The sequence below is a fragment of the Chryseobacterium sp. VD8 genome, assembly GCF_037149975.1.
Lineage (GTDB): Bacteria > Bacteroidota > Bacteroidia > Flavobacteriales > Weeksellaceae > Chryseobacterium > Chryseobacterium indicum.
In genome coordinates this window covers 1-14,969 of sequence record NZ_JBBCQL010000028.1, presented here as the reverse complement: position 1 = coordinate 14,969, position 14,969 = coordinate 1, and the positions used below count along the sequence as shown (strand labels likewise).

6 protein-coding genes and 1 pseudogene are annotated in these 14,969 nt (G+C 39.0%); all 7 read right to left on the bottom strand.

Annotated features, from left to right (window positions below; translation table 11 throughout):
* Positions 1–16: 16 nt before the first annotated feature.
* Complete coding sequence (locus WFK35_RS05245; RefSeq protein WP_336731686.1) at positions 17–2,644, bottom strand: beta-glucosidase; 2,628 nt, start codon at positions 2,642–2,644, stop codon at positions 17–19.
* A gap of 211 nt (positions 2,645–2,855) precedes the next feature.
* The gene (locus WFK35_RS05240; RefSeq protein ID WP_336731685.1) at positions 2,856–5,585 is read right to left on the bottom strand and encodes a T9SS type A sorting domain-containing protein; all 2,730 of its coding nucleotides are present in this window, start codon (positions 5,583–5,585) and stop codon (positions 2,856–2,858) included.
* Positions 5,586–5,846: 261 nt separating this feature from the next.
* Positions 5,847–8,369, bottom strand: coding sequence for a glycosyl hydrolase 115 family protein (locus WFK35_RS05235; RefSeq protein ID WP_336731684.1), 2,523 nt, complete (start codon positions 8,367–8,369; stop codon positions 5,847–5,849).
* A 241-nt stretch (positions 8,370–8,610) separates the two neighbouring features.
* Positions 8,611–10,551, bottom strand: a complete 1,941-nt coding sequence (locus WFK35_RS05230; RefSeq protein ID WP_336731682.1) for a glycoside hydrolase family 97 protein — start codon at positions 10,549–10,551, stop codon at positions 8,611–8,613.
* 2 nt (positions 10,552–10,553) lie between these two features.
* The gene (locus WFK35_RS05225) at positions 10,554–11,921 is read right to left on the bottom strand and encodes a glycoside hydrolase family 43 protein (RefSeq protein WP_336731681.1); all 1,368 of its coding nucleotides are present in this window, start codon (positions 11,919–11,921) and stop codon (positions 10,554–10,556) included.
* Positions 11,922–11,945: 24 nt separating this feature from the next.
* The gene (locus WFK35_RS05220) at positions 11,946–13,874 is read right to left on the bottom strand and encodes an alpha/beta hydrolase-fold protein (protein ID WP_336731679.1); all 1,929 of its coding nucleotides are present in this window, start codon (positions 13,872–13,874) and stop codon (positions 11,946–11,948) included.
* 298 nt (positions 13,875–14,172) lie between these two features.
* A pseudogene (locus tag WFK35_RS05215) lies at positions 14,173–14,969 on the bottom strand (glycoside hydrolase 43 family protein); the annotation flags it as partial.

Here is a 14,969-nt window from a genome sequence, read left to right as displayed (position 1 = left end):
CGGTTCTTATAGCTTATTAATTAACTTTCATTTGAATACTTTTTAATCCTGATTCCTCAGAAGTCCCGCCATAGAAAATGGTGTAATCTCCGGCTTTTGGAGCCAGATCATCTACTTTTTCATCATAAAATTTAAAGGAATCTTTAGAAATCGTAAGCTGAACATTTTTGGTTTCACCTGCTTTGATCAACACTCTTTCGAAAGCTCTCAAAGTCTTTATAGGAGCTAAAACATCGTTATTTCTTTTTACATATACCTCAACAACCTCTTCACCGTCACGTTTTGAAATATTTTTAACAGGAATGGTAATCATCAGATTTTCAGTTGCAGTAATCGTATTCTTACTCAATATAGCATCACCATAATTAAATTTTGAATAACTCAACCCGTGTCCGAAGGCATACAACGGTTTTTCGGTCATATAACGGTAGGTTCGTCCCTGCATATCATAGTTTTCAAAACCTTGATGTTTAGCTGTTTTAGAAAGATTATTATCGAGCTGTTCCAGATTTTTGTAGAATGTAACCGGCAATCTTCCCGCCGGATTGTAATCTCCCGCCAGAACATCTGCAACCGCAGTTCCTCCGGATTGTCCTCCATACCACGCATTCAGTAAAGCATCATAATTTTTTTCATCCTGCTCCAAGCCGAGTGAACTCCCTGTACAAAGGACAAAAACAATAGGTTTGCCCGTCTTTCGCAATTCAGCTAATAAATCACGCTGAACTTTCGGTAAATCAATAGACGTTTTATCGCCGCCTTTGAAGCCTTCTGCATTCACCATCATTTCTTCACCTTCCAGACTTGGCGAAAGTCCGCCTGCAAAAATAATGACCTCTGTATCTTTCACCTTTTCTCTAACGGCAGCAAAATTGACCGGATCTTTTCTGTATACATCGAAAGTGATGCTTACATATTTTCCTTTTTGGGTGTGTCTTAATTCAATGTTATATTCTTTTCCTTTTTCCATTTTCACAGGAAATTCTGAAGGATGTCTTGCATCGGGACCTTTTCTTGTGGCGATTTCTTTTCCGTCAACAAAAAGTGTGTAAACATCGGATGTTGAAGGTGAAAGAATGACATCACCGGTGTAAGAACTTTTGAAAACGCCGGAAATAATCGCCGATGTATTTTCCCTTCCCACATTGGGAGCAAGCTGGGTTCCGCCAAAGCTGTTGTAGTTGATTCCGCTTTTATTGACTGAAATATTAGCCGGAGTTCCTTTGAATTCATTGTTGTTGAAAAACGCTACTTTCATTCCTTTTTCGCCGTTTTTCCGGCTTAAAAAATTCTGATAAAGCGAAGTTCTGGAAGATGGATCGGCAACTTCGGTTCCTTTTTCATAAATAATTTCAGCATTAGGAAATTTGTTTTTAATTCCATCTAAAATTGTTACAATGGATGAAGGTGTTCCGTTGTAATTTCCCAACTGCATCAGTCCGTCATCTGCATTTGGACCAATGACTGCGATTTTTTTGATGTTTTTATTCAAAGGCAAAACATTCTTCTCATTTTTCATCAATACAATTGATTTCTGAGCCATTTTTAAAGCCTGTTTTTTATGCTCTTCAGAATCCACAACGGAATATGGAATGGAGTTCCAGTGAACCGAAGATTTTGGGTCAAGCATTCCCAATTCAAACCAGCCTTTCAGAATTCTGCGCATAGAAACATCCAGATCTTCTTCTGTAATTAAACCACTTGCTAAAGATTTGTTTAAATTATTGTAGGTGTCGCCACATTCTAAATCTGTGGAGTGTTTCAACGCATCTGCAGCGGTACTTTTCTCGTCGGGATGTGTTCCGTGGTATTTTTTCTGATAGAAATCTGCCAAAGCCCAACAATCGGAAACGACCATTCCGTCGTAGTTCCATTTTCCGCGGAGAATTTCTGTCAGTAAAGTATTGTTCGCACAGCAAGGCTGACCGTCGAAAGCGTTATACGCACACATTACTTCCCTTACATTTCCTTCTAAAACCAAGGCTTTGAAAGCCGGAAGATAAGTTTCATACAAATCTCTTTTGGAAACTTCTGCGTTGTAAGAATGCCTGTTCCATTCGGGACCGCTGTGAACGGCGAAGTGTTTTGCGCAGGCATGCGTTTTAAAATATTTCGGATCATTTCCCTGCAAGCCTTTTACAGCCGCAACGCCCAAAACAGAAGTTAAATAAGGATCTTCACCATAGGTTTCCTGACCTCTTCCCCATCTCGGATCGCGGAAAATATTAATATTCGGAGTCCAGAACGTCAAACCTTCATAACGTCCGGTTTTTTGAGACTCATCAAAAGATCTGTTGTATTTTGCCCTTGCTTCGTCTGAAATCATTTCAAAAGTTTTAAAATGTTCCGGAACATCCCACGCTGCAGCCATTCCGATTGCCTGAGGAAAAACCGTTGCGGTTCCTGCTCTTGCAACACCGTGAAGCGCCTCATTCCACCATCCGTAATCGTGAATATCCAATCTGGGAACGGCTTTTGAATTATCCATCATCATTCCGATTTTTTCATCAACCGTTAATAATCCGAGAAGGTTTTCGATCCTCTGTTCTACGGGAAGACCGGGATTCTGGAAAGGATATTTAAAATTCTGTGCGGAAGATACTGCACAAATAAAGGTTGATATATTTAACAGAATTTTTTTCATTTTATTACAACAAAACATTTTATGGTTAAAAATCTTTAATTATTACAAGGCACATTCAGCTAATTCTGTAACAAAAACAAATATAAGATTCTATATTATATAAATGTATAAATAACACTTATTATTTTCGAGTAATGATTTTTATTTAATAAAACAAAGCCATCAAAATATCAGACTGATGATGGCTTTGATGAATTAACTGATATACAGATTATTGTTTAATAAATTTCTGTGATGATTTTTTTTTGTTTGGTGATGAAATTTCAATAAAGTAGGTTCCTGCAGAAAGGTCGCTGATTCCGATACGGTTTTTTCCGGCATTCATTTTCAATCCCGATTTCACCAAGCCTCCTCTTGCATCATAAATACTAGCCGTTGCATCCTGAGTTTTTAATTCAACAAAAATTTCCGTTTTTGCAGGATTAGGATAAAGCTTTATTACATCTTTCTGCAGACTGTTTTCCTGTGCAGCCAATACAGAAAAATTGAGAGGAAGCATATTTGCGGAATACAGATTTTCTTCGGTAAGATATGCTCTGAAAGGATTAATCATCGGCTCATTTCCGGCAACAACTTTGTAAAAGCCTGTTACTCCGCTTTCTGTTTTCAGAACATAACTGTTAGCCGGAACTTTTATGGTGTGATAGACTCCGTTCATCTGATTTACCGTAATGGCTTTCGGTGTAGAAACGTTACCTGTCCCTGTAAAAGTATAGCTCCCTGTTGCATTCACAAGTACCGGAGTATTGGCAGGAATTATTCCGCCAGAAATCTGCGTTCCCGAAACTGCCGCAGCACCCGGTGACATAAGATATACCGTTACTCCTGAAGGAATATTGGCTTCAAAAGGCAACAATAAAGTCTCATACCCGTTAAAAGTTCTGCTGTAAGAAACTGCGACCGCACTGAAATTAAACGGAACCTGAAAATCTTTCCCTAAATCTGAAAGGACAAGATTGGAACATGCCGTTCCGGAAATAACATTGTTTGCCGTTGAATTTACACCAGAATTCACATAAAATATGTTGTTTGAATTGACGCTTACAGGCTGCCAGTTATTTGAAGGGGTAATTCCTGCAGTTGTCCTGAAATCCAGTGAGGTAAAGTAGCCGTTTTCCAATGCGTCCATTAGATTGCTGTCACTGTCTGAATAGGTTCCGCCAAATTTTGAAGCAATTTCGTTGCCTACATTAAAATAAACATCTCCTAAATTTAAGGTAAGAACGGAAGTGTAGTTAGAATTTCTAAGTCCTAAAATTCCTTTGCATCCGTCGGTAAGCACCTGTCTCGAAATATCAAGGGTAATATCAAAATTTCCTCCTGCCGGAAAATTGATTCTTCCGTAGTTGAAAGATTTTGCAATACCCTGACTGTTGATATAATACAGAGTCGTATTGTCTGAATAGCTCTGTCCGGCTGTGGTGTAGCTGTTAACGTGTAAAATTAGTTTGTTAAATCTGTCATTCAACTGAAGATAACCGTTTGAAGCAGTCATATTATTACTGATCAAAGGACTTGGATTGGAAAATGTTACCGTTGTATTACTGATGTTAAAAGCAGTTCCGAAAGCGGAATTGGTGGTTGTTTGTGTTTCAATTTTATTGTAATGAATATTTCCGCCTGTCATCAGAGAAACTGGTCTGTCACCACTTTTATTGAATACGAAAGTCATTACGCTGGATGGAGCAATATCCGCTCCGGGACGGAAAGTGGGTGTACTGAATGAAATCGGCGTGGTCACCATATTGGAAGAAGCATTTGTGAGTACTTTTGTTCCCGATGTGGTATAAAAAGGCAGATCAACCTTCAGATTATAAGCATTAGCAGAAGAATTAATGACCATTAAAACAATCTGATTACCATCGGCGGAAATATAGGAAGATCCCTGTAAAGCTCCGGTTTTATCGTCCCATTTGGCATCAATTCTTGTTTTTCCCGTTACATATTTTGCATAATGGGACAGAATATAGCCTCTTTTAGACATTACTCCTGTTGGTGTTCCGTAAGTTCCGTCGCCCATTAACCCGTAATATCTTTTTGAAGCATAATGAATCCACGCATTGATATTACCGAGCATGGAATTATTGATGCTTGAAGCAAAGTTAAAAGCATCAAGGTTCCAGCTAAAATCACGCGGAGTCTGGCTGCCGGAGTTCCAATTAATCAGATATTCTGTCTGCCAGATTTCTTTATTGTAATTCTGGAACTGTTTGTAAGCCGACTGCATTAATCCGTACTGATGCCCTCCGTAAACTTCGAAATTAGCCATTGTAGCAGTATTCAGCATTGCATTGGCAAAATTATCGGTAAAACCTACACTTTCCGGTGCAATCACTTTGCAGTTGATAAGATGTCCGTAATCTTTTACAAAAGTAGCTATCTGAGTCGGAGTCCAGATACATCCCTGATATTGAGCCATTTCGTCTGGTTCATTCTGAATGGAGATATAATCCAGATCCACTCCATTTGTTTGTAAATAGGTAACGAAACTGTTGAGATACAATGCATAATCCTGATAATTTTCAGGCTTTAAATATCCGATCTGCTGTACTCCATTGGCATCTGTATACACGGCATTCACATGGTTATTGGTTTTCCAGGCTGCGGGCATTGTCCACGGACTTGCGAAAATAGTAAGCCCCATTGATTTTGCCAATTGTGCCGTTGGTAATACAGCACTCCAGTTGCTGCTGTCTTCCGGAATATACAGCCTCATGATATTATAGCCTCCTTCACTTCCTGTTCCCCAAAGCATCTGAATTTCGGAAGTCGTCATGTGATTGTAAGCGAACTGCGGACTGCAGACAAATCCTCCGAATCCTTTTATTTTCTGGTACGAGGTATTTTTATCGATTTTAACGGTGGTAAGCTGTCCGTAAAAAAAACAGCTAACAAGCAGAAAAATAGATTGAATTGCTAAAAAGTTTAAACGTTTTTTCATAATGTTCTAGTTTTAATTTTGATCATTTTTCAGTAAAGTATGGAATATACAATCCCCTTCAAGACGGTTTATTATTGAAAAACCATCAAGAAAATTCCCTGAACTGTATCAGGCAGCGGGTTTAAATAAAGTTTTGTTACAAAGCTTCTGCTGTTTTCCTTGTCCTGTATTTGATGAAAACAATATTTAAAGAAAGAGAATGATAAATTAGATTAATGTTTCATAAGCAAAGCATTGATTGTTATTACTATTTGCTGATTTTCAGTGAAGAATTTCACTTTCGGGTGCCCCTAGATAAGAAGGCTGTAAACCTCCTGTATTGATTAATATTTTTTCCAGAACGATCCCAGGCTCCAAAACACGGAATCGCAGCGTATGTTTTCTGGGCTGGGAAATCTGGTGTTTCGTTGCGGACTTTATGATATGTTCGGACTGCCATCTGCCTAATTCGCCTCTGTAATGACCATTGAAATTGACAATCTGCGGCGTTCCGCCATCAAAGGAAATCTCATAACGCAATCCTTTATTGTGATTAAAATTCAAAGTCGGCGCCAATAACAACTGGACTTCGAATTCGCCTTTGGATTCAAAATTCATATCATATTCCAGATAAATATTTTCATCAGGATCTGGATAGACATTCTGCGGAAAAGTGGTTACGCCGGATTTAGTTTTCCCAAAATCCGGAATCACTTCCCAATGAATTCGGTCTGAATGGCTGGTTCTCGCAAAATTTTCCGCTTCTATTGAAATATAGCCGTTTTTCTCCTGAAATATTTTTTCTTTGGAAGCGTTATCATCATATACATAGGTTACTTCAGGCATTATATTTTCTTTTCCGTCTGCCCAAGTTTTGTATCCTATTCTCATCTGATCCATCATGTGTTTCCATTTCCCGCTGGCAATTTCATTGTTGTATTTATGATCCAGATATGCATTTCTTTCAAAGCATTCTTTTACCTTGTCCGCAAAATAATTTGCTTTTAAATCATATCTGGCAGCCAATTCCTTGTTTTTGGCAACAGCATAATACATTTCATACAAATTACTGCATGCATCAATGGGATAAAGAACCAGCTGATAATAGGCATCCTGATATTCTGCAGGGATCTGTTCTTTCAGGCGCAATGCATCAACAGCCAATGCTCTGTAATCATTTAAAACAGTTTCGAATTCATGGTAGTTTTCCAGACTGTATGTTTTGCTGTCCAGTGTTTCCGGTGTAACGCGACGGTTGTATTTTGCATACAGATTAATCATTCCCGCAATTTCTTTGGCGTGTTTTTCGCCAAACTGCTGTGCTGCCCATTTTTCGGTATATTTTAAAAGATTTTTTGAATTGAACTGCTGCGGATTCCATGCCATTTCAAGGAAAAAACTGATGGGAAATTCCATTGGCTTCAAATCTCCTACATTTACCACCCAAACTTTATCCACTTTATGTTCGTAGGAAAGATTCATCTGTTCCCAAACTCTTTGAATCGGACTGATATTAATCCATTTTGAATTTCTCGGTCCGCCCACATAATCAAAGTGGTAATACATTCCATAACCGCCTTTGTGCAAAGGTTTTGAAAGATCCGGAAGTTTTCTCACATTTCCCCAGTTATCATCACAGAATAATAGAATTACATCATCCGGAACCCGCATTCCTTTGTCGTAATACTCCTGAACTTCCTTGTACAAAGCCCAAACCTGCGGTGTTTTGTCGACTCTTTTTCCTGTCACCTCAGCGATGATTTTTCTTTGGTCTTTCACTACTTTTTCCAAAAGAGAGATATTGGTTCCCTCTCCCATCGCTTCATCACCGTCGCCGCGCATTCCTACTGTGACTAATTTTTCCCAGTTTTTGCTTCTTTCAAGCCCCAATTTCCAGAATTCCTGCAAAACTTTTTCATTTTTCGAATAATCCCAGACATTCGGTAAATTATTTTTCTTAATGTACCGATGCCAATCGGTCTGAGCCTGAGCCATCGGTTCGTGGTGTGAAGTTCCCATAATAATTCCCATTTCATCGGCTAAAGGTCCGTTCAAAGGATCATCGTCATAGAAAGCTTTTCCCCACATGGCTGGCCAGATGTAATTGCCTTTCAGCCTTAAAATCAGCTCAAAAACTTTCTCGTAAAATTTAGAATTGATTCCTCCGAAAGTTGTTCTCGCCCATCCTCCCAACGAAGGTTCTTCGTCATTCAGGAAAATTCCTCGGTATTCTACTGCGGGTTCTCCATCTGTATATATTCCTTTTTTAAAATATAAGTTTTCCTTTTTATCGACCGGAACATCTGCCCAGTAATACCAAGGTGAAACTCCTATTTGCTGAGATATTTCGTAAATACCGTAAATGGTTCCTCTTTTGTCGCTTCCGGCAATGACGATTGCTTCAGAAACGCCGGGAAATGGATGGCTTACATTCTGAATGATGTATTTTTCATTTTTTCCGGTTAAAGATTTTCCATCAATTTTTTTCTGTTTAATGAGATCATCAATTACAGATTTTGTTCCGACTGTCCCGATGATAATCAACGGAGAATTCATTCCTGAAATCTGATTTAAAATAATTGACTGAGCTCCCGTTACCTTTTGAAAATCGGACTGCAGGTTTTTTACGGCTCTCAAAATTCCGTTGTCAATTCCAGCATTGGTAAAAATGGAAAGACTCACAGATCTTTCTTTTAATACAATTGTTTCCGCATTTTTTTCTTTGCTGATGAACGGTTCTGTTGCATTGAGTTGTAAACAGCATCCGAATACCATGACGAGAAAAAATATTTTTATCTGATTCATAATCTTTTATTTTCTATTTAAATAAAATTTGAATGGCTTATCGAATTGAACCCTTTCAGGGTTCGGACTTATTCGTATTTCTTTACATAGGTTTGCACCTATGGCTATTGATATTGAATCCTTCGGATTCTTTGAGAACAGCGAATCTCTCGCAGCCCGACTTGAACGGAGCTCTTTTTGCCGCAGCAAAGCGGAGGCAAAAAAGCGGGAGTGGAAGGCGGAAAAAGCTGCCCAAAACCAATTAATTTCTCAAAACAAATCCTCCGTTTGGCTGAATTTCCACAGTGAAATCACCTTTTTTACTCACTTTTATTTCTTTTTCTGATGAATTTCCCTGAGCATTGTCATTAATGAATTTTACCGTTTTTCCGGCGAACACAGGGAGACTGATTTTCAATTTTTTTACCGTTTTTTCTGCATTAATTCCCGCAACATACCATTGATTCTGATGTCTTCTTGCGATCACAGAGTATTTCCCGGGATAACCGTCTACAAAAACCGTTTCATCCCAAAGTGTCGGGATCTTCTTCATAAAATCAAGCTGAAATTTTGGGACATCGTTCAGATTGTTCGGTGTTACTCCAAACATCTGAACCGGATTCTGAAACAGAACCGCCGTTGCCAACTGAAAACCGTCTGTTGTGTATCTTTTATTTTTGTCTTTATTGGATTTCGTTAAATATTTATTGAGAAAAGTCCCGCCAAACTCCATACTTCCGACCGTATTTCTGATGAATGGATGTAATGTTGCGAAAAAAGCTTCCTGTTTGCGGACGTCTTCTGAAAAATAAAGCATTTCCGAAGCTAAAACAGCTTCGCTTCCTGCATAATTCGGGTACATTACTTCCCAGCCTCTCGGTAATGTTGCTCCGTGAAAAATAATCTTTAACCCAAAATCATTGGCATCGGAAAGGATGTCTTCATAAAGGCGCATTGTTTCCTGTTTATCTCCACCGAAAAAATCGACTTTCAGCCCTTGTACACCTGCTTCTTTCAGCCATTTCATTTCTTTTTTGCGTTCTATAGAGGAACTCATTTTGTTTCTCGGTCCCATTGGCGCATCATTGGAAGCACCGTTGGAATTGTACCATAGTAAGACATTTACGTTCTTAGATTTTGCATATTGAATGAGGTCTTTCATTCTTTCTCTGCCAATGTTTTTGTCCCAAAGTGCATCAATCAGAATGTATTCATACCCCATTTCTAATGCTAAATTGATAAAAAGACTTTGATCTTCGTAATTCATACTGTTGTCCTGCCATAAAATCCAGCTCCAAGTTGATTTTCCGAAGGTATATTTCTGTGAGGGTTCGTACATCTGTTCCACAACATCAAAAGGAATCGTGGTTTCCACAATCGGTTTTAAAGAATCGCCAATGGTGATGGTTCTCCATGGCGTTTTTCCCGGAAGTGAAATGGATGCTCCTGTACTTCCAAATCCATTGTTTTCAGCTTTATTAGGGTAAGCAACCTGATAAAGATTTTTTTCCAGGGTTGTATCCAAATGAGAAGCGCAGTAGAGACTGTTTACACCAGTTTCAGACAATAAAATCCATCCATCCTTTCCGACATGAAACAATCCCGGAAAAACGTAGCCATAATCGGATTTTATTCCTAATTCTGCATCAGCTTTATATCCACTTTCGTAGCTTGGAGCAGTTCTGGCAAAACCTGTCATCGGCTTCATCATTGGAGAAAGGAAAGTTGTGGTTTGAGCCGGAAATTTGTAACCTGTAGTTTCTGACTGTACGACCGCACTTAAATGGTCTTTCATCGGCTGAATTTCATATCTAAAAGCCAGATTGTTATTGCTCACCTGAAACTCAATCCCAATATTAAAGTTATCTGCATTGGTAAAATTGACTGTCAAAGTATTTGCGGTATAACTGACTTGTGATTTCTTGATTTTCTCGTTGGTATAGTTTTTAGAAATTTTATCTTTTTTGCTGTCAACGAATTTCAAATTTTCAGAAAAATCAGATTCATTGATAATCAGACCTAAAGGTGATTTTTCCAACATTATTTTTCCCTGAAAACTAAGATTGTAAAGAGCTTTTCCGTTTTCAGCAAAGACATTTAATTTTAATTTTCCATCGGGACTTGAGATTTCTGCGACCTGTGCAAAACCTGAAATTCCGGTGAGGAACAACACCCATATAAAGAGGTAGGATATTTTAATCATAATCAGTTATTTTCAAGAAAAGTCCAATAATCGAAAAACATAATATCTTTAGGTGCTTTTCCATTAAATACAAAGTACACATCATGAACGCCGGTAATTTTTTCCTTCAGTTCTGTTTTCACAGTTTCCCAACGGTTGTCTCCGCCGGTTAAAGGAACTTTTACTGTGGTCACCAATGATCCGTTAATACCGTCCAGACGAACATCCATTGTAACGTCACTGTTATGTGTTGTCCCCACTCTTGCTGAAAATGCAGCGGCACCTTTTCTGCCAAAATCTACATTTTTCACACTGGTGTAAGCGCCGCTTTTTTTTGCTTTGATAAAAACGCCTGCTGCTTTGTTCTGATAAGATTTCACATTTTCTGACCATGCAATTGTTTCCGCCTGATTAAATGAGTAAGGATTAATGGCTGCAATGGCTTTGGAAATTCCATTCGTCATTTTGATGGGGACAACCGAGCCGTCTTTATTAAAACTGAGTTCCTCCACACTTACGGATCTTGTAAATCCGCTTCCTCCCGGCAAAGCGCCGTTGTGATAAAAGAAATAGGTTTTTCCTCTGAAATCAATGATTCCGGGATGATTGGTAAACGATTTCCCTTCGGTTGGCATTACAATTCCGCCATATTTCCATGGTCCTTTTGTGCTTTTGCTTGTGGAGTAGCCTATGAATTCCGGAAGCGGACCGCCCGGCCAGAAGAGATAATACAGATCTTTTCTTTTATATAACCAAGGTCCTTCTTCATATTTTGTCGGTCTTTCAGGATTTTCTTTTCCGTCTCTTTTTCCGAAAGATTCTGCTGTCATGGGAACTTCAACAATCTCGCCGGAGTAAGAAATCATGTCCTGATTCAGTTTTACATATTTGAGTTTTGGATTTCCCCAGTACATATGCGCCTGTCCGTTGTCATCAATAAAAACCGTTGGATCGATATCTCCCCATTCGCTTTGCACAAGAGGTTTTCCAAGCGGATCATGAAACGGTCCGAAAGGACTCTCTCCCACCGCAACACCAATCGCTCCTTTATTATTGGTTTTAGACCACATCGGAACGTACATAAAAAATTTCCCGTTTCTTTCGACACACTGTGCTGCCCACGCATCCCGTTTTGCCCAGTCGAAATCGCTGTAGGAGAGAATGGTTCCATGATCTGTCCAGTTCACCATATCGTTGGTGGAATAAACTCTCCAGTCATTCATCGTAAACCATGTAGAATCATCTTCATCATGGGTTGTGTAAACATAAAGCCTGTCATTGTACACCATCGGAGCCGGATCGGCGGTATAGTTGGTCTGAATAATAGGATTCTGCGAATATAATATTCCCGAAAAGACTAGCAGACAGAGATTGAGTATTATTGTTTTCATATTTTAATGACTTTGGATACTATTTTACTCTTTAAAAAGCCCTTGCGCAAACTCACAGAGACTGTTTCTCCAAACCGGCCATGTATGACCTCCAGGATAATCTGTATAAGAATATTTAATTCCGATTTTATCCAGTTCTTTCAGCATTTTCTGACCGTTTTCATAGGCGATATCGTCTTTTCCGCCCATTGAAATCCAAAAATTTCTGATATTGGATGAAAAGGCAGATTTATGTTCCGTTAAAAATTTATACTGTTTGTCGGCAACGTTTTGAAGCGCAGGCAGCATATATCCTGAACTGAAAACGCCCAAACCTGAGAACATCTCGGAATTCTGAATTCCAGTATATAATGTATAGATTCCACCCATAGAAAGTCCTGCCAAAGCTCGATTTTCTTTGCCTTTTTTAATTCTGTAATTGGTTTCGGCAAACGGAATGACAGATTCTTTCAGCTCTCTTTCAAAGAGCTGAAGATTGCGTTCGCCAAAATTTCGGATTCCTGCCTGTCCGATATTGGAATCGGGCATAACGATAATCATTTTTTTTGCTTTTCCTTCTGCAATCAGATTATCCAGAATAAGATTGGCTTTGCCCTGTTTTGCCCAACCGCTTTCATCTTCGCCTCCGCCATGTAAAATATACAGTGCGGGATAAGATTCGGAGGAATTCTGGTCGTAACCCGGCGGTGTGTAAATGAAGACTCTTCTCCATGAATTGGTGACTTTGGAATAAAAATTTTTAATGTGAATGCCCCCGTGAGGAACGTCTTTTAAAGCATAAAAATCATCTCCTTCAAAAGGAATATCGATTCCGCTGGCGTATCTTCCCATTCCGTAAAATGTTTCGCTGGAGGGATCTGCAACCGCTACTCCGTCAATCAGCAGGGAATAGTAATGAAAACTTCCGCTTTGAGGATCTGTTGTGCCTGTCCAGAATCCATCGGGATCTTTTTTCAGGTCATATTTTTTTCCCAGATCGATCTGTACTTTTTGTGCTTCCGGAGCTTTGATTTTAAACATCACTCTTCCGTCTGGAAGGATTTGAGGATACTGCGCATTTCTGATATTGGTTGCTGCGGGTGTTCCTAAAACCGTAAAATTACTGAACTCAGATTTGTCGACAGGCTTGAATAATAGCTGTGAAAAAATATATAAATCGTTTTTCCAGACCTTGAAGTCGTGACCGCCCGGTTCGATGTAAAAAATATGGGGGATTTTGTTTTTGTTGAGATAGTCGCTGGTTCTTTTACTGAAAGGCATCAGTCCGTCCGCATCGCCACAGGAAATAAAAATAAGTTTTAGCTTCAGGGCATCCTGCGGATTGGGTAAAAGCTGACCAGGTTCTTTTGTATTGGGCGCTGAAGAAAATGCACCTAACCATGCAAATTTATCCATATTTCCGAAGGCAAAATTCTGTGTTTGTCCGCCTCCCATTGAAAGCCCTGCCAAAGCCCTGCTTTCTCTGTCTTTTTTAACAGGATATTTTTTTTCTACAAAGGGAATCAGATCATTCAGCAGATCTTTTTCGAAAGTTGTAAAGGCTTCTACTTTATCCGGAGCCATAATATTTCCTGTTGCTCTGTCATTCTTCATTGCTCTTCCGTTAGGTAAAACAACAATCATCGGCTGCAGTTTTTCCTGTGCGTAGAGATTGTCGAGAATAACATTTGGTTTTCCCTGACTGAACCATTCTTTTTCGTCTCCGCCAATACCGTGAAGGAGATAAAGAACAGGGTATTTATTGCCTTTTTTGAATCCGGGTGGTGTGTAAATCAGGGCTTTTCTGGTCGTTCCTACCGTTTTTGAGAGATATTGAACCGTATCGATTTTTCCGTGAGAAATTGTAGGATTTTCTATATCAAAACCCTGTGGTGCCTGTTTATCGAGAGTTTGTGCAGAAAAAAATACTCCTGATAACATGAAAGTGACTGTTAATATGATGGATCTGTTCATGATTTTTATTTGTAAGTTTTACACTTATTTATTTTGATAAAAAAATTATTCTTGCAAATGGATTTGTTTTTTTAAATTTTATCGTCTGTTTTTATTAACAGTTAGTCTCTACGAGGCTTTGTTTGGGTGACGCAACTTTTTCTATTAACAGAATGCTCCTACGGAGCTCATATCTCTTTTTAAACAGCGAATCTCTCGTAGCCCGGCTTGAACGGAGCTCTTTTTGTGAGGAGAAACGACGAATAAAAAAGCGGGAGTGGAAGACGGATAAGCTACCCAAAAAATAATCCCACATTCATTACTCTGAAATAGTATTGACTCTGAAAAAATCAACATCTACAAAACCGCCCAGATTTCTGGTTGCATAATTGAAAATTGCAAACTTGGAACCCATAAAAAATCTTCGGTAATCGAAAATCATTTTGTATCCTTTTTCCATTTCGGTCCAGTTTTTCTGATCGGTACTGTAATAGAAATCTGCCAGATCTTTTCCGAGGTTGAAATCGGCATCAATTCTAAAATAAACGGTATCGGAATTCAGGGGAATACGCTTTTTCTCTTCTTTTTTAACGCTCATAACTGCCTTGGTCTTGTTATCTAAACTGACTGCATCGGATGAAAAAACAATAAATTTTTTACCACCTTCCATTATGACAGACAGAATGCCGGAGTCCCCGTTGAAAGCACTGAAACCTGTAACATCACCATCTTTCATTCCTTTTACATTTAAAGAAACGATGCCACTGGATTTAGGACCTTCCATTCTCTGTGTTAAGGTGTTTGGAGCGAGGTACAAATTATCTACTACTCTGCTTGTTTTCAACCTTAGGAAGCCTTTTCTTTCGGATAAAGACCATGCTGAATTGACAGGATTATGATTCCACTGCCATTGTATTTTCATTTTTTTACCTGAAAATTCGTCACTTTCTACCAGATGATTTTTTGGTTTAAATGTCGGAAGCGGAACTTCACCCGTGAAAGGTACTTTTCCGTTATCGCCCAAAATTGGCCAGTCGTTCTCCCATTTTACAGGCATCAAAATAGGAACCCTTCCTACTCCATTTCTGTCCTGAAAGATCAGGGAATACCAGTTGC

Coding starts and splice junctions, on each gene's coding strand:
- WFK35_RS05225 (WP_336731681.1), bottom strand. CDS start 11,921: ATGAAAACAATAATACTCAATCTCTGTCTGCTAGTCTTTTCGGGAATA.
- WFK35_RS05230 (WP_336731682.1), bottom strand. CDS start 10,551: ATGATTAAAATATCCTACCTCTTTATATGGGTGTTGTTCCTCACCGGA.
- WFK35_RS05245 (WP_336731686.1), bottom strand. CDS start 2,644: ATGAAAAAAATTCTGTTAAATATATCAACCTTTATTTGTGCAGTATCT.
- WFK35_RS05235 (WP_336731684.1), bottom strand. CDS start 8,369: ATGAATCAGATAAAAATATTTTTTCTCGTCATGGTATTCGGATGCTGT.
- WFK35_RS05220 (WP_336731679.1), bottom strand. CDS start 13,874: ATGAACAGATCCATCATATTAACAGTCACTTTCATGTTATCAGGAGTA.
- WFK35_RS05240 (WP_336731685.1), bottom strand. CDS start 5,585: ATGAAAAAACGTTTAAACTTTTTAGCAATTCAATCTATTTTTCTGCTT.